The 18,369-nt window shown below is 43.4% G+C and carries 30 protein-coding genes; all 30 read right to left on the bottom strand.

The features are described from left to right. Positions 1-3: 3 nt before the first annotated feature. The 30 genes from FS818_RS17275 to FS818_RS17130 all read right to left on the bottom strand — a co-directional run bounded on the left by FS818_RS17275 (position 4) and on the right by FS818_RS17130 (position 18,358). Positions 4-270, bottom strand: a complete 267-nt coding sequence (locus tag FS818_RS17275) for a hypothetical protein (protein WP_145333364.1) — start codon at positions 268-270, stop codon at positions 4-6. Between the two features lie 62 nt (positions 271-332). Further along, positions 333-782 carry a hypothetical protein gene (locus FS818_RS17270; protein ID WP_145333363.1) on the bottom strand — a complete coding sequence of 150 codons (450 nt, stop codon included), beginning with the start codon at positions 780-782 and terminating at the stop codon, positions 333-335. After that, entirely contained in the window at positions 782-1,096 is a 315-nt protein-coding gene (locus FS818_RS17265; RefSeq protein ID WP_145333362.1) for a hypothetical protein, read from the bottom strand. Before FS818_RS17265 ends, FS818_RS17270 begins: the two co-directional genes overlap by 1 nt. Then, on the bottom strand, positions 1,097-1,360 hold the full coding sequence (locus FS818_RS17260; RefSeq protein WP_145333361.1) for a phage tail protein: 264 nt from the start codon (positions 1,358-1,360) through the stop codon (positions 1,097-1,099). Further along, positions 1,360-1,647, bottom strand: coding sequence for a ketopantoate hydroxymethyltransferase (locus tag FS818_RS17255; RefSeq protein WP_145333360.1), 288 nt, complete (start codon positions 1,645-1,647; stop codon positions 1,360-1,362). Before FS818_RS17255 ends, FS818_RS17260 begins: the two co-directional genes overlap by 1 nt. Next, positions 1,644-2,225 carry a putative phage tail protein gene (locus FS818_RS17250; protein ID WP_145333359.1) on the bottom strand — a complete coding sequence of 194 codons (582 nt, stop codon included), beginning with the start codon at positions 2,223-2,225 and terminating at the stop codon, positions 1,644-1,646. The genes FS818_RS17255 and FS818_RS17250 overlap by 4 nt, the downstream gene beginning before the upstream one ends. Then, positions 2,218-3,297 (bottom strand): baseplate J/gp47 family protein, encoded by a 1,080-nt coding sequence (locus tag FS818_RS17245; RefSeq protein ID WP_145333358.1) that lies wholly within the window; start codon positions 3,295-3,297, stop codon positions 2,218-2,220. Before FS818_RS17245 ends, FS818_RS17250 begins: the two co-directional genes overlap by 8 nt. Continuing rightward, positions 3,290-3,691 (bottom strand): DUF2634 domain-containing protein, encoded by a 402-nt coding sequence (locus FS818_RS17240; protein ID WP_145333357.1) that lies wholly within the window; start codon positions 3,689-3,691, stop codon positions 3,290-3,292. Before FS818_RS17240 ends, FS818_RS17245 begins: the two co-directional genes overlap by 8 nt. Further along, positions 3,688-3,948, bottom strand: coding sequence for a DUF2577 domain-containing protein (locus FS818_RS17235; protein WP_260989898.1), 261 nt, complete (start codon positions 3,946-3,948; stop codon positions 3,688-3,690). Before FS818_RS17235 ends, FS818_RS17240 begins: the two co-directional genes overlap by 4 nt. Next, positions 3,948-4,913, bottom strand: coding sequence for an XkdQ/YqbQ family protein (locus FS818_RS17230; protein WP_145333356.1), 966 nt, complete (start codon positions 4,911-4,913; stop codon positions 3,948-3,950). Before FS818_RS17230 ends, FS818_RS17235 begins: the two co-directional genes overlap by 1 nt. 14 nt (positions 4,914-4,927) lie before the next feature. After that, positions 4,928-5,596, bottom strand: a complete 669-nt coding sequence (locus FS818_RS17225) for a LysM peptidoglycan-binding domain-containing protein (protein ID WP_145333355.1) — start codon at positions 5,594-5,596, stop codon at positions 4,928-4,930. Continuing rightward, the gene (locus FS818_RS17220; RefSeq protein ID WP_186375525.1) at positions 5,586-7,898 is read right to left on the bottom strand and encodes a hypothetical protein; all 2,313 of its coding nucleotides are present in this window, start codon (positions 7,896-7,898) and stop codon (positions 5,586-5,588) included. The genes FS818_RS17225 and FS818_RS17220 overlap by 11 nt, the downstream gene beginning before the upstream one ends. A gap of 92 nt (positions 7,899-7,990) precedes the next feature. Then, positions 7,991-8,347, bottom strand: a complete 357-nt coding sequence (locus tag FS818_RS17215; protein WP_145333353.1) for a hypothetical protein — start codon at positions 8,345-8,347, stop codon at positions 7,991-7,993. 231 nt (positions 8,348-8,578) lie between these two features. Further along, positions 8,579-8,986, bottom strand: a complete 408-nt coding sequence (locus tag FS818_RS17210; protein WP_145333352.1) for a phage tail assembly chaperone — start codon at positions 8,984-8,986, stop codon at positions 8,579-8,581. Between the two features lie 19 nt (positions 8,987-9,005). Continuing rightward, on the bottom strand, positions 9,006-9,467 hold the full coding sequence (locus FS818_RS17205; RefSeq protein WP_145333351.1) for a phage tail tube protein: 462 nt from the start codon (positions 9,465-9,467) through the stop codon (positions 9,006-9,008). A 12-nt stretch (positions 9,468-9,479) separates the two neighbouring features. Further along, positions 9,480-10,805 (bottom strand): phage tail sheath C-terminal domain-containing protein, encoded by a 1,326-nt coding sequence (locus FS818_RS17200; RefSeq protein WP_145333350.1) that lies wholly within the window; start codon positions 10,803-10,805, stop codon positions 9,480-9,482. Continuing rightward, a complete protein-coding gene (locus FS818_RS17195; protein WP_145333349.1) occupies positions 10,805-11,008 on the bottom strand; it encodes a hypothetical protein in 204 nt (67 codons plus the stop codon). Before FS818_RS17195 ends, FS818_RS17200 begins: the two co-directional genes overlap by 1 nt. Beyond that, positions 11,005-11,436, bottom strand: a complete 432-nt coding sequence (locus FS818_RS17190) for a phage tail terminator family protein (RefSeq protein WP_145333348.1) — start codon at positions 11,434-11,436, stop codon at positions 11,005-11,007. The genes FS818_RS17195 and FS818_RS17190 overlap by 4 nt, the downstream gene beginning before the upstream one ends. Before the next feature lie 4 nt (positions 11,437-11,440). Further along, positions 11,441-11,860 (bottom strand): HK97 gp10 family phage protein, encoded by a 420-nt coding sequence (locus FS818_RS17185; RefSeq protein ID WP_145333347.1) that lies wholly within the window; start codon positions 11,858-11,860, stop codon positions 11,441-11,443. Next, positions 11,860-12,225: an ABC transporter ATP-binding protein gene (locus FS818_RS17180; RefSeq protein ID WP_186375524.1), complete on the bottom strand. Its 366-nt coding sequence runs from the start codon at positions 12,223-12,225 to the stop codon at positions 11,860-11,862. Before FS818_RS17180 ends, FS818_RS17185 begins: the two co-directional genes overlap by 1 nt. 1 nt (position 12,226) lies before the next feature. Next, complete coding sequence (locus FS818_RS17175; RefSeq protein WP_145333346.1) at positions 12,227-12,631, bottom strand: hypothetical protein; 405 nt, start codon at positions 12,629-12,631, stop codon at positions 12,227-12,229. Beyond that, positions 12,612-12,899 (bottom strand): hypothetical protein, encoded by a 288-nt coding sequence (locus FS818_RS17170; protein WP_145333345.1) that lies wholly within the window; start codon positions 12,897-12,899, stop codon positions 12,612-12,614. The genes FS818_RS17175 and FS818_RS17170 overlap by 20 nt, the downstream gene beginning before the upstream one ends. Before the next feature lie 12 nt (positions 12,900-12,911). Then, a complete protein-coding gene (locus FS818_RS17165; protein WP_397351782.1) occupies positions 12,912-13,820 on the bottom strand; it encodes a major capsid protein in 909 nt (302 codons plus the stop codon). Positions 13,821-13,927: 107 nt separating this feature from the next. Further along, on the bottom strand, positions 13,928-14,284 hold the full coding sequence (locus tag FS818_RS17160) for a hypothetical protein (protein WP_145333343.1): 357 nt from the start codon (positions 14,282-14,284) through the stop codon (positions 13,928-13,930). After that, positions 14,284-14,883, bottom strand: a complete 600-nt coding sequence (locus FS818_RS17155; RefSeq protein WP_145333342.1) for a phage scaffolding protein — start codon at positions 14,881-14,883, stop codon at positions 14,284-14,286. Before FS818_RS17155 ends, FS818_RS17160 begins: the two co-directional genes overlap by 1 nt. Positions 14,884-15,000: 117 nt before the next feature. Further along, positions 15,001-15,291 (bottom strand): potassium-transporting ATPase subunit KdpA, encoded by a 291-nt coding sequence (locus FS818_RS17150; protein WP_145333341.1) that lies wholly within the window; start codon positions 15,289-15,291, stop codon positions 15,001-15,003. 9 nt (positions 15,292-15,300) lie between these two features. Further along, positions 15,301-15,582, bottom strand: a complete 282-nt coding sequence (locus FS818_RS17145) for a hypothetical protein (RefSeq protein ID WP_145333340.1) — start codon at positions 15,580-15,582, stop codon at positions 15,301-15,303. Positions 15,583-15,592: 10 nt separating this feature from the next. After that, on the bottom strand, positions 15,593-16,708 hold the full coding sequence (locus FS818_RS17140) for a minor capsid protein (RefSeq protein ID WP_145333339.1): 1,116 nt from the start codon (positions 16,706-16,708) through the stop codon (positions 15,593-15,595). After that, positions 16,705-16,908: a hypothetical protein gene (locus FS818_RS17135; RefSeq protein ID WP_145333338.1), complete on the bottom strand. Its 204-nt coding sequence runs from the start codon at positions 16,906-16,908 to the stop codon at positions 16,705-16,707. The genes FS818_RS17140 and FS818_RS17135 overlap by 4 nt, the downstream gene beginning before the upstream one ends. Then, positions 16,877-18,358 (bottom strand): phage portal protein, encoded by a 1,482-nt coding sequence (locus FS818_RS17130; protein WP_145333337.1) that lies wholly within the window; start codon positions 18,356-18,358, stop codon positions 16,877-16,879. Before FS818_RS17130 ends, FS818_RS17135 begins: the two co-directional genes overlap by 32 nt. Positions 18,359-18,369: the final 11 nt, after the last annotated feature.

The raw sequence follows: 18,369 nt of genomic DNA, 5'->3' as shown, positions 1-18,369 counted from the left end.
GTTTCAGCCTCCTCGATCCTCGTCAGAATCCTTTTTTAAATTATTAACCATATTCAGCAACGGCTCCATAAACTTTTCACGCTCCGCATTCATTTTCTCAGTTAGTTTGTGAAGTTGTTCTTGTGCCTCGTCTCTCTCTTTTCTGGCATCATTTATAGCTGACCTCACCAAATAAATGCACACGCCTAAAAGCACGAACATTAACACCAAGGCCAAACCGTATTTTTCAGCCAGCGGAAGAACTTCTTTAAGGTCGTCCAACCAGTTCATCCCCTCGCTCCCCTATCTCTATATATTGTGACACTGTGTTAAATTGTGTTTATCTCTATACCTCAACCGTATGCTTCCCAAGTTACAACGTCACCAGCAGATGCATCTACGGGTAATATAAAAGAATCATCGGATACCCCAGCGTAACTAGCAGACTGTATCCCATTAATATATTCAAACGTTCGATAGGCAATTATTTGTCCGAAGTCTCCGCCATTAAGAAAACAATGATTGTAATTAGTTCCGGCAGTAGTAGGGCTTGCTTTTCTTGTGTTAAAATCATAAATTGTTGGCATTAGGACTTGTGAAGGAGGGACGCGAATAATAATTTTCTTCGGCCTGAAAGGTAATCCTCCTGCGAGTACGTATCTATAAGTTTGTACGGTATTACTTTCCCTTAAAAATGTTCTAGTCGCGGTGGTGACGGTATACGAACCACTTGCGTAGTTAACTTTACCATCCGCACCACCCAAACCGAAATTATCAAGTGAGAAGTCATCTAAAGTAGGCATTACGTCACCTCTTTACCACTGATATAAAGATGAATACTTGGAGAGGATGCGCCTAATTGAGCAACTATTGTTTCACCGCTCAATAAAAGCTGATCCAAAAATGGGATTGTTATAGTGTCATTAGCTTTAATCACATGACTGCCTATTACTGCAACACCAGCGAAAAAAAGGCTGAACTGATTAGTAGTTGAGCCTCCGTTACATATAGTCACTGCCTTAACCATAGTAGTTGTATTAGTAGGCACTGTATAAACAGTTAACGCAGTTTGATTAGTTAAGGAACCTTTATATAACCGTTTTGGAACTGTAGCCATCTATAACGCCCCCCATAGGTTTTCTTGATCTACATAAGCTATAGCCTGAGTGAGAGCATCACTTACAGCCTTTTCCGTTGCCGCGACCGTTTCGGATACACCAGTTGTACTGTTGGATAGACGAGTGATACCTGCAGTTGTTAATGATGCTGGTGGGATTTCGATGTTGTCCACATCTGTACGCAATTGGTTAATCTCTTCGCCAAGTTCGTTCATATTGTTCGCTTTAAAATAGTCTTCCATCGTCCAATCTGTTCTTGCCATTATGATGTCACCTCTTCTATTTCGAAAGTTTCAAGCATGAGTGTATCGGATGTAACAGGGAGATTAACGGGTTTGTAACTAATGCGTGAATTATCTGCCCGTTTGATCTCAATCGTGGTCACAAGCGATACTGCTGTCGCTGGGATGATGTAATTAAGGGCGACCGTTGAATCCGTAACCGCTTTTTGCTCGAATTGAGTAATCTCAATCATCCCGTTTAGCACTACCTTAGCGATATCGGTTTGCACCACATCTGCAAGTCTTGCTAGATATGTTTGTTCGATCATAACGTCACCTCCGGGCCAAGCGTGGCAAATGGTTTCTCGCCCAATTTCCACGAACCATCCAGTTTGTAATTCCAGGAGACATTTCGCTTTTTGGTTGTATGTTCAATGCCAATACGATGATTAAGCGATGTATTTTGTTGATAGACCAGGTTAGCTGGTTTAACGGACCTTACTGTGTACTGAACCTCTTTAAAGAGGTTGGCGTTTTCGATATTTGTCGTGACATACAAAATAAACTGTTGCACGTCTACCGATACAACAGCCATTCCGGGTCCGATGAGTCTATCCAATTGTTCCTGCAGCCAGCGTATAGTAAAAGGTGGTTTAGTTGACTGGCGGTTGATAATACGTCTACGTCTGAACTCAAGAGGTTCAGTGGACGGATCTGCTTGTATCTTTAAGATTTTCTCCCGCCGCCTAATGCCATTAACGGATGCTGTCATTACAAACTGATCATCCATGTAATTCTGTATTGCATCTGACAATGCATCCATTTCCGGAACCTCAGCATCAGTCAACGCCTTGAAATCATCAATCTCTCGCAATACTTCGGGCAAATAGTCCAACAGTCTATTCATTTAGCGTCACCGTCCCGAGCACAGGTATTTGGTCGCCTGTCAGTGTTAGATTGGAACTAGACCCGTTAACCTGAGTGTTCATCACATCGACTACACCCGGTACGGTGAGGATGCGCGATTCAAGCTGCGCGACCCGTACAATGATCCCTGATTCATTGGCCCAACCTTGTCGCAATAGCAACAGATACGCGTTTATTGCATCCTCGACATCCTGTTGAACTTGTCCTATGGTTGCATCAGGTGCTAGTGTCAGTGTGGCGGATACATTAATGCTCACTGTCGTAACCCCAACCACCGTTACCTGATGACCTATTGGAGCCAACCCTAGTCCTTGTCCACTGTTAGTGACTGGATCAACGATTGTTTGTACCTCGTTAACAAGTGTTGGTGATGGAGGAACAAATCCTGATGCAATGATAGCCACCTTCACTGTCCCACCACCCTGCCATACTGGGTACACCTTCACGCCGCCTACACCGTCTATGGCGCTTATTTTAAACTTGTAGTCAGCGACATTACCGCCAAATGGTTTTTCGTTTACAGCCGTACTGTAGCGTGCTCTTAATGCATCGTCCGTCTCTTCATCCACTCCAGGTTTGATTAGTTCATCCAATACTCCCTGTACAAGCCCATCTACATAATCGACGGGCAACATTGGACCAAAATCCTGATTACCCACGATACCAGCTGTCTCAGCTGTTAGAACGAATGTTCCAAGTCCAACCTTTGAGGTAACTGTATAGATCACATCGTTAAGTGAGTAACGTGAACCAATAGGTACATCTATCAACGTATCATCAGAACCATAGAATAGACCCTTGCGCTGTGCGAATGTTGCTGGTTCACGGTTAACACCAAACTCAGCCGCACGCCTTGTAAGGAACTCTCCTGTGGCTGTATCGGCGTATGAAAGGTTGATATTAGTATCCAATTCAATATACATCTCAGCTAACTCCCATGCCGCAGGAGCCAGTGCATTGTAAATAATACTTCCTTCGCGCTTGTCCAGGTCATCAGGTACCCGGTCTAGCATCCGTTCCAATATATTTTCAAAGGTTTGATCCTCATACATTCCGGGTTACCTCCTGTTCAAAATTTCCGTATATCGTTACCACTGTGAATCTGATATCTGCCGTATCCCCTTGGATGTTGATTTGGAAATTAACCACGTTCGATATCCGGTCATCCTGTGTTAGTGCATCACGAATACTACGGGATAGTTCAGATCGAATAATAGATGCAGAAGCACCTACCAACCTCACCGACTCTGTGCCGTAGTCTGTACTGTATATCAAAAACTCGAATCTCTCCGATTGTAGGATCAAAAAAACGGCCTGTTTGACTGCTTCCAGACCGTCTGCTGTTCCAACTATTCTCTTCTTCACTGGATCAATGTAATAAGTAAGTCCCGGTTCCTGGACCTCTTCAATCTCTTCATCTGTAGCCACTTCTGTAATTGGTATCATGTACTCACCAACCTATCTAAGACCACAAAGTTTTGACCGCCCTGCATGCGTAACAACAACACCTGATCACCACTAGTCAAACTATATTTTGATACAGTTTCTGTTACGATAAGTAGTTCCTTGGGCAAACTAAATCGTTGATCCACCAATATTTCTAACGGACTTGTACCCGAGACTGTGCCATACATAATAGCAACAGGACCAGCGGCATCCACCGCTTGTGTGGCGATCTGTTTTATGACGTCAATCATCGCCATTACACCACCACCAGTTTCAATTTCATCTTGTGATCGACACCGCTCCAACTGTGCGAAACCTCATCGACCAAGAAATAAACGTTCAATTTTAAACGTTCAATAAATATCGGGATGGAACAACCAGCCCGGACACGTATATCACCTATAGCCTCAACCGTCAAACTGCGTTGTTCTCGATTGTGGAGTTTAGCCAACTGATTAAGGCTTTGATTAATTCTTGCTTCATTCAGTTTTTCGTCAGCCACTTGGTACAATTGTAACAATCCCCATTTGGCTATGTTGGCGCTATCCTGAGCAATAAACACATTTCTCTTCCCGGTCTTTTTATTGTTTTGTACAATCTTGATCTTATTGTACGTCTCACCGTCTATGCTGCGCTTGTGATCGTAGTCAGTCATTAAGCTGTTATCACCAATAACGAAATCCAATTTCCAATCCACCACGTTACGTATGGTCAATTTTCCAAAGTCATCGTAAAACACAAAGTTCCGACCTGAATTGATTAATGTCAGATCCAAAGCTTTATATATCGTATCAAGTAGTTTCTTATTATCCTCAACCATGGACGGTATGGTATACCCCGTAGCTGGTAACGATCCTGTCTTAAGCTTGAAGTCATTCGCAATTTTATTAATGACCTGATCCGCAGTTGTATTTTTAAAAACATATGTGTCTTGAGCCTGGAGATAGCGTATCTGATCGTAGGCTTTCACTTTGACCGCTTCGTCCATGCCCTCGCTGATTTCAAATACATAGCCATAAAACACCTGTTCCTTGCCATCCACTACCCGAATAACGTCACCGTTATTGATTACAAAGCCTTTGTCCTCGTATATTCCACCTGTGACAAGTGTAAACTCAAACGTTGCTCCAGCGCCGATGCGGACCGTCTTCCAACTGATCCCCGAAGCCACTGGAGTCAAATCCCATAGTTTACCGTTTTTATTGTCCAACGTGATTTCCATCGGCGCCTCCTTTGTTACGGTAATTTAAGCACACGCCCAACTTTTAAGCTTTTTAATTCTGAATCCTTGATACCGTTCAATTTCTGTATCTCTTTCCAACGTCCACTATCTCCAAGAGTCTTCTTGGCCACTTTTGCCAGAGTGTCGCCCGATACTAATTTGTATGTTTTTGGCGTCTGCTTGTCATTGGCTCGTGTCTTCTTCTTGCTGGTTGTTGTCTTCTTATTCGTAGTTGTTTTTTTCTTAACCACAATTTTCTGTGGTCGATAAAAAACATACTCTTTGAGAGATAAAGAATATTCAATTGTTCCAGGTGATCCAGCCGACTCTTTCCAATCAAATGATTCAATGCTTGCCGCAACGTTAATGTCGAACGTGGATCCAGTAAAAACAAAACGGATGGGGCGCTTAGTCTCCATCCATTTAAGTATGAGGTCTTTGTAGTAACCTGGATCGAATACAATTTCAGATGAGAACGGGAGATTAAATGCCGGGAATATACTTGAGAATTTGTATTCCGCAAGTTGTGGGCTTTTGATTACGTTGATCTCACCAAGAGCCGAAACATCATATTTGCTACTGTTCCCGCCGTTTGATATCTCAATCTCTCCGGGAAGGATCGGTATCTCAAACCCCTCCTGTTGATTGTTATACGAAAGGTATATGCCATACTTATCTGCCATTGCCATACACCCCCGATGCGTGAGTTGAGATTTCATTTGTCATTACGTCCTCAATGCGACTAACAATGGTATCAATATCTATACCATTTGTGATGTCTCCTGTGGTCACTTGGATCGTAGGGGTGAGAGATACGAAGTTCTGGATGTTCTTCATTTCAGCAAGTTCGCGCATGGTTTTCAGATCCTCGCTAGAGATGTCAACCGCTTTCTCGATCTTTCCTACTTTGTCCACTTTCCCGATGTTCTTCTTTTTCTTTGAGTCATCAGCAGCCATAGGAGTACGAGCCGCATCCGCGGCTTTGTTCCATGCAGTGAAGTCAAAAGGTTTTTTGTTTTTATCGCTTTGTTGCTTATTTGCATCTTTTGCCGCTTGCTCTCTGGCTTTGTTCCGGTCTTCAATCATTTTAACTACGGCTTGTTCTCTCTTGGCAGCATTGGCGGCTGCATCAGATTCCATTGCTGCAATCTTAGCTTCTCCCGCTTGTCTCTGTGCCTCAGCCTCTAAGGCCGCTCCCGCAGCGAAGCTAACCTTCTCAATAGCAGCAATTTCAACCAAAGGTATATTGTTCAATTTATCAATCAACGAATTAAGCATGCTAATCGTTCCGTTAACCAAGCCCTCCATAAACTCCAAAGATTTAACCTTTGCATTATAAAAGGCATTTGAAATCCCGAATCCTATCCTTGCAAAGAAGATCGGAATTCTATCAAAGAAGTTTAATATTCCATTCCAAGCACGTATGAAAAAGGCTGCGAATCTATCATTAGTATTCCAGAGGTTATATATCCATATAATAAAAGCTGCGACCGCAGTTATCATTAACGCAATAGGGTTAGTAGCCATAATTGCATTCCAGGCTAACTGCGCTAATGCAGCAAGCTTAATCGCTCCCCATACCATTAGTATGGCTTCACCAATACTAGTAATTAGAGGACCAAGCCAACTCCAATTGTCAGCGAAAAAATTATATACATTCGTAATTATGTCGAGTAAATACAACGCTCCCTGAACAACCGAGTCCAGACCCGAACTCAACGCGGAGAAAAAATTATCAAAAGTGCCTGCCTGAAATGCATTATTTAGCATTGTGATAAGTGGTAGCAGTGATTCCATTCCAGCTACACCGGCACCTGCAAACATTGATTTAATATTGCTACCTAAAACCTCTACTTGCTTTGCCGGACTTGCCATCATGGTATCAAACGCCGCTTGTCCCATCTTCTGCTTTTCAAGCAACAGGTCGAATGACTTGATAAAGTTGTCCATGTCTCCGGCCTTACCATATTCATCAATATTGAAGGCTCTAATGTCGGTCTTTGACATGTTAAAACGTTCCGCAAGTGACACGATATCACCAGACATAGCTTCTTTGAGTGCAAATGCCGCACCCTCGATACCATTGCCAGCTGAGTCAAAAGCATTCAATCTTTGTGCCAGGTTATTAAGTTTGGTAAGCTGATCCACGTTTTGCGTCGTCGAAAAGAACGATAGCGAACTAGCCAAAGATTTTGTGACGTCTTGACCAGCCGCCAGAGCATCTGCCTTGAACTTTTCGAACATGGCCTTACCAATTTCAACATCACCTGTACGCGCTACAAACATATCTTCCATCTTCTTCTGTTCCATAGCCGCACCTACTGTTGCTCCAAATAGTTTTTGCGCCCCTGCTATGGATAGGTAGGCCGCTACCATCCCTTGCAGATTTGACAATAAACCACCTGAAGCATTAGCACCAGCTTTCATTGATCCGTTAATCCTATTTTGAAGCTGTAATATTTGAGCTTCCAAAGCTGCTATTCGTTGTAAAGCACTCTGCAATTGCGCTGAATTATCCCCACTCGCAACCCTTAATCTTCTTACGGCCTGTATCAATCTCATCACTAGGACTTGAAGGTTTCCGAAAAACGCCATTAGTTGGGCGGGCATGTGTAGGTTTATTTCAGCTCGTATGTTTCTCAATCTCCTGTCAATTTCTTGCCGGATAAATCTTGCTTGTGCTAGGACACTAGATGCATTGAGTGTGATAGTGACAACTGAAGACGTGAACATGTTTCGTACCTGGTTCCGAATAGCCCTTATCTGATTCAACACATCAGTAGAGTTGATAAGTACGTTAACAACGGATCCGGGTCCAATGCTTCTTATGCGATTGTGTAATTGTTCAATTTTCTGCATAGCTGAGGTTGCATTTATATTGATGGTCATGTTGTGTGATAAGGCAGTTTGCAAACGTTGACTGTTTTGCACTGTTCTTTGTAAAGCTGTATTCACGGCGTTAAGTGGTTGAGTGAACCGGTCCATCAACTGAATACCCGTGCTTACTGTAGCCAGATTAATTCCCCCTTTCTGAACAACAAAAAACACCCTTCTATGACAAAGAGTGTTCGGATTAGTTATTCTACTTTAGCAAATATCTCTCTAGCTTCGGCATTCGAAGATTCCAGCATGAAATTTCCTCTTACAGGCCAGTCTTCCATTTGTTTAAACTCTTTCTTAATGTCTTTTATTTCAGAAGGGTCGTTAAATTCATATAATTTAACTGGATTGTTTTTCAAATATAACATCTCACCGTCTTTTGCCTTTATCATACTAAACATAGGCTTTTCTTCTTTCTTTTCAGCACCAGCATCAGTAAATGCTTTTGTGAACTTTTCCATTGTAAGGTTATCATCCACTTTTGATCCGCCTGAGCAACCCGCAAAGATAACTGATAATAGTAACGCCATGCTAATTATCAATATTTTTTTCAACTAAACAACCTCCGTCTAGGTAATTTTCCCTATCTTACCATATCATACGGGGTGTGTGTCATTTATGTTTCATTCTGGCCATTTCTCTTTTTTCTTTCTCAACTCTTATCTGGATCGCCGCGATGATATAGGCTTTTTCCTCCCGAGGCAGATTCATATATTGCCCCGGTAGGATTTTTAATTCATGGAGGGCATAGTACGCTATATTGGCGTCCACATCGCCCCCCTCAATTAGTTTTTTGCCTCTTCAACCAAGTCGTCCATACCAACGTCAAACCCCGACAATTTGGTGATTTCCTCAACCAGTTTAGTAACTTCGCCTGGAAGCAAAACTTTAGCCAAGTACTGCTCAGGTGTTTGGACACCAACGGCTTTCAAACTTGCTGCGTCTTTAAAGTCTGGATAAACCGTGTTCTCAATAACCATCGAAGTTGAGAATTTGCGATTGTCGAAGTGTGTTTTACCACGGGATCTTACTGTCGTGCATTTTTCTTGTAGGTTGTTGTAACCTGCTTGATCCATGGCTTGGATTTTGAAAAGCATCAGGTTACCATCTTTATCTTTAAATCGGTTCGATACCGCTACCTCTTCAGTAAGTCCGTCCACCAAGTGGCTGTTCAGAAATTCTTGTAAGCTCATTGATATATTCCTCCTAGGATTAAGTTAATTGGTTGAATTCGTCAAGCAAATCATAGTCACCGAACGTGAAAGGAATTTCTTCCTCCAACATGTCGTCACTAGTGGAGTCAAAGCTAGCCGCAATAACACTGTCGATATTGCAATTCAAAAGTGCAGCAGTTTGCTTGCCAGTAGCTGATCCAGGTTGCTCATTGGTAATTTGCAAGTCAAAAAACGTATCTTGACCAGTCTTCACATAATCGCGCATCATTCTACGGAAAATTGATGTCACGTAATAAACGGTTAATGTACCTGTTCCACTCCATCCAGCTGAACGCTGAGGCACGTTCGTTCTTCCGAGAATCGGTACATCCACTTTGTTTTTCTCAATTGTTGCTTCAATTGATTTAGCGTAAAACAACTCTTCTACTCGACCATTAATTGTCGCATAGGCAACGGCCATTTTTCCTGAGATTGCATCTTTTTCATTAAAAAATGCCATTTATAATCCTCCTTATCGGACGGTAACCGTCATATAGATTTTTTCAACACTATCCACTGGTTGAACAACTAGATCAATAGTAATCGCATCTGAGTCATTACCAGGAGCTACGGTAATATCCGTTTGGGAATCAAAGTTCTGGATAGCTTCGATGTTTTGGAGATTGGTTAGGTAATTGATTACCTCTTTTTTGAAAAGGTTTCGCCCGTTAGTGTTGTTATTAACTTTGCCCAGGTAGAATTCTCCAAAGATCCGTTGAAGGTCGTTATCAATGCCGTCAAGCACACGCAGTACCCGGTTCTTACGGAACTCATTACGTTTCTCCATGGTGAAAGTGGTAAGGGTGTTGATGTCCTGTTCCACCACTACACGGCCTTTATTCAAAGAAATCACCAACTCGCCATCTTTCAGCGCTTGGATAATTTCAGCGTTGGTGTATTTGGGATAAGCATCGATAGCATTCGGAATATCCGTATTTGTCAAAGATTGATTAACACGGGCCGCCGCTGCCATTGCCGCCACTTCCCAAATGAGCGATGTAGCCGGAACGGTAAGGCCATCTTCTGTAATGACGCCGTTCTTGAGGCTTGTCACACCTTCTGTATCCGCTTGTGGATAGCCAATGACCATTGTAGTGAACTTCTTGCCATCGTTACGCAAACGCTTTGTATAAGCCACTGCAAGTTGCTTGATGGTGTTTTCGTCCGATGGGATGCCCAATACATTAAAGTCCTCAGCCTCAAATGCCGTGAGAGCATCTGAATATTCATTACCTGTCGATGTGCCAGCGGCACCACCGGTCAGGTTTGCACCTGCTGTCGCAGTCAATGTGCCTGTACCGCTCCAATCGATGTAATCGTTAGCCACCAGATCGGCAATAGTTGCGACTGTCTGGCGGTCCAACTCTTCATTGTCCAGCAATGTGTACACATCAAACGAACTAGGCACATCCAAGCTTGCCTGGATAACCACTTTCAGGTCATTACCACGCAATCCGCCGTATTTAGCCGTTGCTGTGAGGTCACCCACAGTTGCTTTGGCTTTAACTGCTCCTTGTCTGCCCAATCCATAAAGCAGCAATGTGTTTGCATGAGCCATAGCAGACGCAATATGTCGGATAGCCTCATCTGTTGCTCTGTAGCCCAGCAAAGGCAAGGCTTTGTCCTGAAATTCATCCGACGTAATTTTGATGATTCCTGTTGGCCCCCATGGGAGTGCAGCAGGGAATGCTACAATACCACGTTCACCGATAGATCCGATGGGACGAGATTGGCTTACTGTATTGGTGTATACACCCGGTCTGACTTTGTTCTGCGTTGTCCACGTTCCTCCAGCCATTATTTAACCTCCTTGTCTTTAAAGGCCTGTACGGCCCGTTCTGCTTCGTCTAGCGTGTATGTCATATCGTTATCAAGCGTCACCGCAAGAATATCCTTGTCAGCTGCAACAAATCGATTGGAAGCAATCAGTTGTTGCTTTGAGTAACGCGAAATTACAGCCTCTGTTTTTACAATGGTTTTCGTTTCTTCCGCTTTGCTCATTTGAGCCATCCCTCCTGTGCTAATGTTCTCATTTTCGGATCATTCGGCGCTTCTTCCCAAACCATAAAGTTAATGTCGAAAAAGAAGTGAAGCACCTCGTCTGTGACCTCATGATTCGTACTTGTGATGATGTACTGTTGTTGATCAATAGTGATGAATCGAAACAATCCATACAATTTCTCAGCCATATCATGAGCGGCGTTAACCTTTCGATCACCTGCAGGAAAGTAGTGGATATCAAACGTATGATAACGTCTGAACCTCCGGCCTAATTCTCTGGTATGCTCCATCGGCAACAACTTCACAAAAAAACAAGGCTCCGTAAAGCCCTGCTTGATCTCTTCGCCATATCGCTTAATGTTGGGAAAGTTTTGGGACAGCACTGAGATTACGCCGTCCCTGATATTATTGATTGTCACTTCTTGCACGGCCTCAGCTCCATCCGTTAAATATTTTTTCAATCAGTTCAGTTTGTTTGCGTTGAAGATAGTCTGGTAAATGGCGTTCAATTTCCTTCATGGATATTCGAGCCATAAACCTACCTTCCACCCAACCGGTTAGATCCTTACCTGTCCGGTGACCATTCTCTACATATCCGGCATAATGCAAGTTGTTGGATATCTCAACTGAGTAATAATCACCTATCTTGGTGACTTGACCAACAACCCAACGCCGCCGTAGATCGCCTGTGTCCACCGGTGTACGCATTTTTATTCTACGTTCAGCACGATAGGCCATTTCCAGGAGGAAATCCTTTATGAACTGGTCAATCACATTGCTGTTTAAAGCAGATTGCACACTCCGTGATAACTGATCCAACTCAGAGTAGTCGAACTTACCCATCTTAGCCATTACGCTTTATCCTCACGTTGTAGGCTTATCTCCTGGTGTGTGGGATACAGGAACGGTTCTCCGGCTGTGTACTCTCTGGTTGAATTGCCACGAGCGACAATACATTTGTCTCCCTGCTTAATCTCTACATCTGGGGAAATAAACATTTTGGTTTCGTAGACAATGTTATTGACCGATTCCGTTTGACCATTGGCTCCAAGCGCCTTTTGAGATATGCGACAAGGTACATTTGTGTGTACGGGGTATTCACCGGGCACTGTTTCACCTGATTCTGGCAATTCAATGTCACCATAGCGCAGAACACTAACCAAATCCTCGTACATCGTCTCTAATTGCTGCCGATACTTGGCGTAATCGATTACCATATTACCACCTCAATCTACGAAACGCGTTTAACTCACCCTGATAATCTCTCAATACTCCATCAATCACCGCAACTGTAGGTGTAGCTGGAGTGGGTTTAACCGCCGCTACAGGTTTAATGGTTGTATCCCCTATCTTGACTTCAAAAGCCTCTACAGGCTCTACAGGAGGGCGCAGGACATTGATTTGCTCCGTGCTTAATGCACTGGCTACCATAGCCACCCATACATAAGATAGTTCGTCCGGAATAACTGAGATGTTGCAGTAGTTCATGATACGCAAACCGACCTCATCAACGTATGTGCCAATGAGGTAATCATGTTCGATATCGTTCACATCCAATTTAAGCCGGCGTTTGACCTCAGCGATGATTAGGTCGCGTTCAGCCTTAAGACGTAGTATTTGCATTGGCTACCGCCTCAGCTTCCTTGATAGCGTTCAGGATTTCTTTTTGACCTTTTGCATCACCCAAGTCAATTTTGTTCAACTCAGCATATTCCTTAAGTTGCGGAACCTTCATCTTTTCGATGTCGGTTTCAACCTCATCAGATTCAATTTCTTCCAATACGCCGCGTTCAACCAAACGGGCGCCTTTTTTCTCGTCAACTTCAAATTCTCCAGCATAAGCAATAACCCCGCCAAGAATGACGGGGCTTAACACTTTATATTTTGGCATGCTGTCTCCTCCTTACACCGACATACGGTGGATTTGGGATGGTTTCTTAATGCCGACAAATGCAGATTTACCAACATAGATTTCATCTTGTGGCGGTGGGCCCATATCCTCTTTAGTAACCACATAGATACCCGGTTCAAAAGCCTTTTCCACTGTTGGTCCTTCAACCGTAATGACTGGTTGTCTGCCGAGTACAGCAACTGTACGAACCGGGAGCAAGCGTGTAGCACTTGCACCATTCAAAGACACTTGGTTGTCGTTAATACGGATTTTGATCGGTGCATCTGCGATTTGAGCGATGATGCTCTCTACTTGCGAACGAGTAGGAATCATTTGGCTGTTAATACCATAGATCGCACCACGGATTTGCTGATTCATGATGATATCCTGCATAACTGCGCCGGACATGTCGATGTATTCTGGAGCCTCGCCGCCATTAGCGTCTTTATATGCTTGAATCAAGGCACGAAGGTCATCCAATGGAACTGAGTCCATGCGATCACTCCATGCATCTGTTGGTGTAACTACGGCCGGAAGATTGAAGTTAACATCGATTTTAACATTGTTTGCGTTGTAAGTGATCGCACCAAGGTACACAGCTTGAGCGCGCAACCACTCTTCTGTATCATTCACACCTTCAATGAGGCGGTCTGTTTGATCATACACACGCTGAACTGCACGTTGTCTTTCAGCTTCAACACGTGGATTCTGGAATTTAAGCTGCTCACGCTCATCAATACGGATACCGTGTTGAATTTTCGCTACTTCCTGCGTAAGAGTCTTGAAACCCTCTTTATCACGCAATGGCGCGCCGGAATTCCAACCCGTGATTGCAGCGCTCGGTGCATATGTTTGTGTAAAAACGTCATAGTCAAACGTCAGATCGTATGATACCTCATTCTCACTGATTTCTTTTAGCATGTATGTTTTGCTAGGCAGTCTATTTTCGACATACCCCAAAAATGTTGGTTGTTTAAATTGATCAAGAGAAAGAATTCCCATTATTTATACACCTTCCTTTATTCTGATTAGTAGAAACGGTAACGCGCGCCAGCAGCTGTTTTAAATGCCGCGGTCACACCCGTCAGTTTGCTTTCAACAACAAGTGCTTCTGCCCATGCACCAACAATTACATTCACTGTCGTCACATCAGCAGTCATTACATCGTGGTTTGTTAGATATGGTTTGCCTGTGTCTGCATCAGCCCATGGTTTAGCCAACCCATTCGCTTGAATACTAACCGCAGTACCAGCTGGAATAAGCGTATTAACCGCAAATTGCGTTCCATCCAAAGTCAAGCCAGCCACTTTCTCAATCGAACCTTTTACTGTATACAAAATTTCCTTCTGAGAACCGTACTCTTTTACACGTGGATTCAAGTTCATTACTTGCCACTTCCTCCCTGGTTTCTTTGTTCTGCTAATGACTTACCTGCATCGTAACCTTTTGGATCTGATGGTGGATTTCCGCCACCCCCAGCTTCTGCTGGCGTAGCGCCTTTGAATGCTGGCTTACTTTCCTCTTTTTGGACAAACAAAAAAGCCTTGCTCTCAGACAGGGCCTTTACTTGGTCTTCGAGTCCGGCTTTAACACTGCCATCCTCATTCAATTCAATTTTTGTTTTGTCCAACAGCCCTGCCACGATATCCGGATCGTGTACCTGACCGCTCAAGGACAGTTTCAATGCAGTGTTAAGGCGTAGTTCCTTCATGTCTGCTTCATATTGTTCCTTAGCCGCTTTGTTTTCACCTTGAAGCGTTTCAATCTGCTTTTTAAACTCTTCACTCAGTCCTGCTGTCTTGCCAAGATCGGCAATTTGCTTGTCTCGCTCAGCAATACTTCCTTCTGCTTGTTTCTTTGCCTCGTTGACTTCATCGAATCGAGCCTTTGGCACAAACCCTTTCAACTCATCTGCTGATGCTGTAGCGGCCTTCTCAGCCAAATCTTCACTCAATCCGAGTGCGATAAATTGTTCTTTATTCACGTTGTTATCCTCCAATTATTCATCTTCGCTTGTTAACCCGGTCGCGTCCGGTGATGTCTTGTTCTTTAACGTCCGCAATACCAAAAGGACGGCATAATAAAAGGCCGTGGCGTTAAGTCACAGCCCATTGTAATAAACGTCTTCTTGTGGTGATTCAACCGGCACTGTTTCGTATGTTGCTCGGAATATTTCCGGCTTACAAGGGTAAATCTCACCTTGGACACCTTTGATAATGTAGTCGCCCAGGTTCGCGGTCATAACGCCTTCAAGCGTGGTGATAGTAGCGTGATCATCGAACACCTGAATAACGCCATTGAAGATAGCACCTGTAAACCATTCAGGCTGAGGATCGCCGATGTTGAATTGAACAGCTTCGATAACAACAGGTTTCTTACGATACTTTGGCATTGTCTTCTCCTATTCGGTTACTTCGGTATACTCTGCTTCAAACTCTGCTTTTGTCATTTTGGTAATCTTGCCCGCCACATCCTTGACGATGTACTCTCCAACCTTGACTTCGATAACATTGATTTGGCTGAAAATGATTCTTAGGACAATCCCTGTGGTTGTAAAAGTAAAAGAAGTCGGTATTTGAACAAATGAATTAACCTCATTTATGTGCATTGGATCAGAAGAAGGATATCCTTCAAATTGAATAGCTTGAACCTGTATTCGTTTCTCATAAAGTCCTACTGCCATGTGATCACTCCTAATCAATAATTTCGTATTCTGTAAACTCAAGCTTACGCCCAGACTCTGATGCCTTGCCTTTCTTTGGAACAGCCTTAACATCTGGCACTTCAACGCCGTATTCCTTCTTCCACTCGGCATAAGTCATACTGCCTGGTACTGTGATGTTCTTTCCGCTTGCATCCCGAGCAATCCGTGTACCAGGATCATCGTCATCCTCGAAATAAACAGTAGTGGTTGTCCGGCAATTAGTGTGAAATGGTGGGAACGTAACGCTAACCTCTTTCTCGCTCAACGAAAAGACCTTACCGTCCATACCTTGGCAGATCTTTGATGTTCTCTTATCAAGCGTGGCGAGTATTTGGTACTTATCCACGACCCCGCTGGCTTTGTAACCATCGAATGTCGCCTCTTGAATGATATGTGCTGTTTCTGTTCGAACCAAACGTTCCGCCGCTCTTTTCCCGACTTCCATACGAGCCGACATAACTCTGGTCATTTGGTCGATGCTGTCACCACGGATGATAGATTGAGATAAGGTGCTTCGTATTTCTCGCACTAACTTGTCTCTGTCATCCCATATCCGGGCACTGTAGTTCTTCCCAAGCCATGGTTGAGCAATCACCTTAGCCACAGCGACGGTATCAACCGCCGCGAAAGATACGCCGATACCTAATCCCTTGTGTACCTCGTAAATTGTTCGGTAATAGGTATCTGTGTACACGCCTTGCATTAGGACGTTAGTGCCTGTTTGTTGATTAGCTGCTAATACCTCAATCTGCTGTTGTAACTGGATCAGCAAGGCGCTCAGTCGGTCTATGCGCGTCTTAAAGTAAACGTTGTTCAGTTCCTTTGTCCACGTACCGTCAAGATTGCCCTTTGCCATAGCCGTAAACTGTTCCAAAGTCATTCTGAACTCTTTCAGTTCACCCTTGGTAAGCAACTTCTTCCCATCTGCAAACGACAACTCGTTATTCTTCGCGAATCGATAGTACCATTCGTTTAGATCCTTGGTCATGGAGCGTATAGCCAACTCATATTCACGGCTTACAGCATTGATGTAACCATCTGTCTTGTCGTATTGGTGTTGAGCGGCTTGTTCAGATCGTTTCTGCCAGTACTTCTGCGGTTTCATTCATCCTCACCACCGCCTGTAGGCACCACAAAACCGATAGCATCCGATACAGGCACACAATTTTGTGATGACTCAAGCAAACGAGCTATAGCCTCAACTGTAGCCGGAAGTCCATCGTGAGATTCTGAGTTTTGCCTCTTTGCAGTCTCACATAGATCAGTGATCAACTCATTCACCGCCGTCTTGACCTTCTTGTCCATTGTCATCACCACCATTCTGTTCCTGAGCAAACGCAAATTGCCTTGAAGCGTCTTCCTCCATGGATGATTTACGTTCTTTTTCGATTCGGTCCATTTCCTCACCCACATCGGTTGTCCATGGATGATTTGCTAGAATAGTTTCCTCTGACAGGATACCTACGCTGTCTTTGACATTTGTGATGGCTTCAGTCTCATTGATTGGGATATCTCGATTGAAAAGAAAGTCTACTGAGTACATGGAATAATCCTTGCCCGTCTTGTTGTAAATATCTGTATTGATAAAGAACATTTCTTTTTCCAAACTAGCTTGGAACTCTGTATCAATGGTATTTGCATCCATATCCAAATCTGAATACATAAACCTTAATGCTATCCCTGTTGGACTATTACCGAACTCCTGTGATTGTGTGTCCACACCTCGGCCGAACTCATAAATGGATTTACGAAGCCGTTCCATATGATCTGAATAAGCTTCTGTGTCAATATCGATAGACACTGAATCAAGTCCACCGTCTATAGCCAATTCAACCATCCTGTACTGAGACAAGTTTCTCCTCGCTTCTCCTAGGTCCGTGCCACCGTAACCTTTCAACACCAAAAGGCTGTTTGGTAAGTCATCCAGGTTATTGGAATTCATAGAAGCTTTTTGGTCGTAATCATCAACTAGCGAGTGCAGCATCTCAACTAAAGGTTGCTCTTCCTCATTGTACTTGTAAGGTATGAAGGGTAATTGCTCCCAGTTCATCGCCTGTTCAACATCTTTTACTGTAACCGTGAAATGACTTTTGATATCCTTAGAAACTTTAAAACCATCAGATTTCAATGCATCCTGTGAAAAAACAATCACGCCATTCAGATCCCAGAATTCAATGATAGAAATAGTCTTCTTGGTTTTAGCCTCATAAACAATTTGGTCATAGAATCGAATGAACGCATCCAACTCAGTATGGGCGTTATCTCTCCATAGAGGCACGCACTCATGAGAAGGCAACACTTTGAATGATAATTTACCTTTTTCATCATAGTAAATCTGCTTCCACCCAATTCCGTTGGTAATTGCGTTCTTCCCTACATTCTTGAGTTGACGTCTGTAACTCTTATCAAAATATTCATTCAACAGATCAATATACTCATCTGGCCCATCCGTTTGGATACTAAAAGGCTTTGATAATAAATATCCGGTCTTTTGATCTGTCAATTTACGAATATGACCATGAACCAATTTGTTGTTAGCAAGGTTCAAAGCCTCGGATTTAACTCCACCTTCACCAATAACCCATCGTTTATGGTCCAGTATCTTGGTTTTATTGCGATAATACTGATCTCCTAAGATCATCCATCGCCTTTTTTCTGACGCTTTGAAATCGGTCACTTCTTGAACTGCAATCTCTCGATTTGTCATTGGCGCATTCTCATCTAGATTACGCAATATTTCGTTGATAGTACTCATATGTACCTCCC

This window comes from Paenibacillus xylanexedens (genome assembly GCF_007680605.1).
GTDB classification, from domain to species: domain Bacteria; phylum Bacillota; class Bacilli; order Paenibacillales; family Paenibacillaceae; genus Paenibacillus; species Paenibacillus xylanexedens_B.
Note: the sequence above shows the minus strand (reverse complement) of the source record. Positions and strands in the feature narration are given on the sequence as shown.

What these genes read in the sequence shown, in the direction of transcription:
- FS818_RS17170 (WP_145333345.1), bottom strand. Translation starts at nt 12,899, where the DNA reads ATGCCAAAATATAAAGTGTTAAGCCCCGTCATTCTTGGCGGGGTTATT.
- FS818_RS17185 (WP_145333347.1), bottom strand. Translation starts at nt 11,860, where the DNA reads ATGGCTAAGATGGGTAAGTTCGACTACTCTGAGTTGGATCAGTTATCA.
- FS818_RS17145 (WP_145333340.1), bottom strand. Translation starts at nt 15,582, where the DNA reads ATGGCAGTAGGACTTTATGAGAAACGAATACAGGTTCAAGCTATTCAA.
- FS818_RS17130 (WP_145333337.1), bottom strand. Translation starts at nt 18,358, where the DNA reads ATGAGTACTATCAACGAAATATTGCGTAATCTAGATGAGAATGCGCCA.
- FS818_RS17220 (WP_186375525.1), bottom strand. Translation starts at nt 7,898, where the DNA reads ATGGACCGGTTCACTCAACCACTTAACGCCGTGAATACAGCTTTACAA.
- FS818_RS17210 (WP_145333352.1), bottom strand. Translation starts at nt 8,986, where the DNA reads ATGAGCTTACAAGAATTTCTGAACAGCCACTTGGTGGACGGACTTACT.
- FS818_RS17160 (WP_145333343.1), bottom strand. Translation starts at nt 14,284, where the DNA reads ATGAACTTGAATCCACGTGTAAAAGAGTACGGTTCTCAGAAGGAAATT.
- FS818_RS17135 (WP_145333338.1), bottom strand. Translation starts at nt 16,908, where the DNA reads ATGGACAAGAAGGTCAAGACGGCGGTGAATGAGTTGATCACTGATCTA.
- FS818_RS17175 (WP_145333346.1), bottom strand. Translation starts at nt 12,631, where the DNA reads ATGCAAATACTACGTCTTAAGGCTGAACGCGACCTAATCATCGCTGAG.
- FS818_RS17230 (WP_145333356.1), bottom strand. Translation starts at nt 4,913, where the DNA reads ATGGAAATCACGTTGGACAATAAAAACGGTAAACTATGGGATTTGACT.
- FS818_RS17255 (WP_145333360.1), bottom strand. Translation starts at nt 1,647, where the DNA reads ATGATCGAACAAACATATCTAGCAAGACTTGCAGATGTGGTGCAAACC.
- FS818_RS17250 (WP_145333359.1), bottom strand. Translation starts at nt 2,225, where the DNA reads ATGAATAGACTGTTGGACTATTTGCCCGAAGTATTGCGAGAGATTGAT.
- FS818_RS17275 (WP_145333364.1), bottom strand. Translation starts at nt 270, where the DNA reads ATGAACTGGTTGGACGACCTTAAAGAAGTTCTTCCGCTGGCTGAAAAA.
- FS818_RS17205 (WP_145333351.1), bottom strand. Translation starts at nt 9,467, where the DNA reads ATGGCATTTTTTAATGAAAAAGATGCAATCTCAGGAAAAATGGCCGTT.
- FS818_RS17165 (WP_397351782.1), bottom strand. Translation starts at nt 13,820, where the DNA reads ATGCTAAAAGAAATCAGTGAGAATGAGGTATCATACGATCTGACGTTT.
- FS818_RS17235 (WP_260989898.1), bottom strand. Translation starts at nt 3,948, where the DNA reads ATGGCGATGATTGACGTCATAAAACAGATCGCCACACAAGCGGTGGAT.
- FS818_RS17265 (WP_145333362.1), bottom strand. Translation starts at nt 1,096, where the DNA reads ATGGCTACAGTTCCAAAACGGTTATATAAAGGTTCCTTAACTAATCAA.
- FS818_RS17225 (WP_145333355.1), bottom strand. Translation starts at nt 5,596, where the DNA reads ATGGCAGATAAGTATGGCATATACCTTTCGTATAACAATCAACAGGAG.
- FS818_RS17260 (WP_145333361.1), bottom strand. Translation starts at nt 1,360, where the DNA reads ATGGCAAGAACAGATTGGACGATGGAAGACTATTTTAAAGCGAACAAT.
- FS818_RS17200 (WP_145333350.1), bottom strand. Translation starts at nt 10,805, where the DNA reads ATGGCTGGAGGAACGTGGACAACGCAGAACAAAGTCAGACCGGGTGTA.
- FS818_RS17195 (WP_145333349.1), bottom strand. Translation starts at nt 11,008, where the DNA reads ATGAGCAAAGCGGAAGAAACGAAAACCATTGTAAAAACAGAGGCTGTA.
- FS818_RS17270 (WP_145333363.1), bottom strand. Translation starts at nt 782, where the DNA reads ATGCCTACTTTAGATGACTTCTCACTTGATAATTTCGGTTTGGGTGGT.
- FS818_RS17180 (WP_186375524.1), bottom strand. Translation starts at nt 12,225, where the DNA reads ATGGTAATCGATTACGCCAAGTATCGGCAGCAATTAGAGACGATGTAC.
- FS818_RS17245 (WP_145333358.1), bottom strand. Translation starts at nt 3,297, where the DNA reads ATGTATGAGGATCAAACCTTTGAAAATATATTGGAACGGATGCTAGAC.
- FS818_RS17150 (WP_145333341.1), bottom strand. Translation starts at nt 15,291, where the DNA reads ATGCCAAAGTATCGTAAGAAACCTGTTGTTATCGAAGCTGTTCAATTC.
- FS818_RS17140 (WP_145333339.1), bottom strand. Translation starts at nt 16,708, where the DNA reads ATGAAACCGCAGAAGTACTGGCAGAAACGATCTGAACAAGCCGCTCAA.
- FS818_RS17240 (WP_145333357.1), bottom strand. Translation starts at nt 3,691, where the DNA reads ATGATACCAATTACAGAAGTGGCTACAGATGAAGAGATTGAAGAGGTC.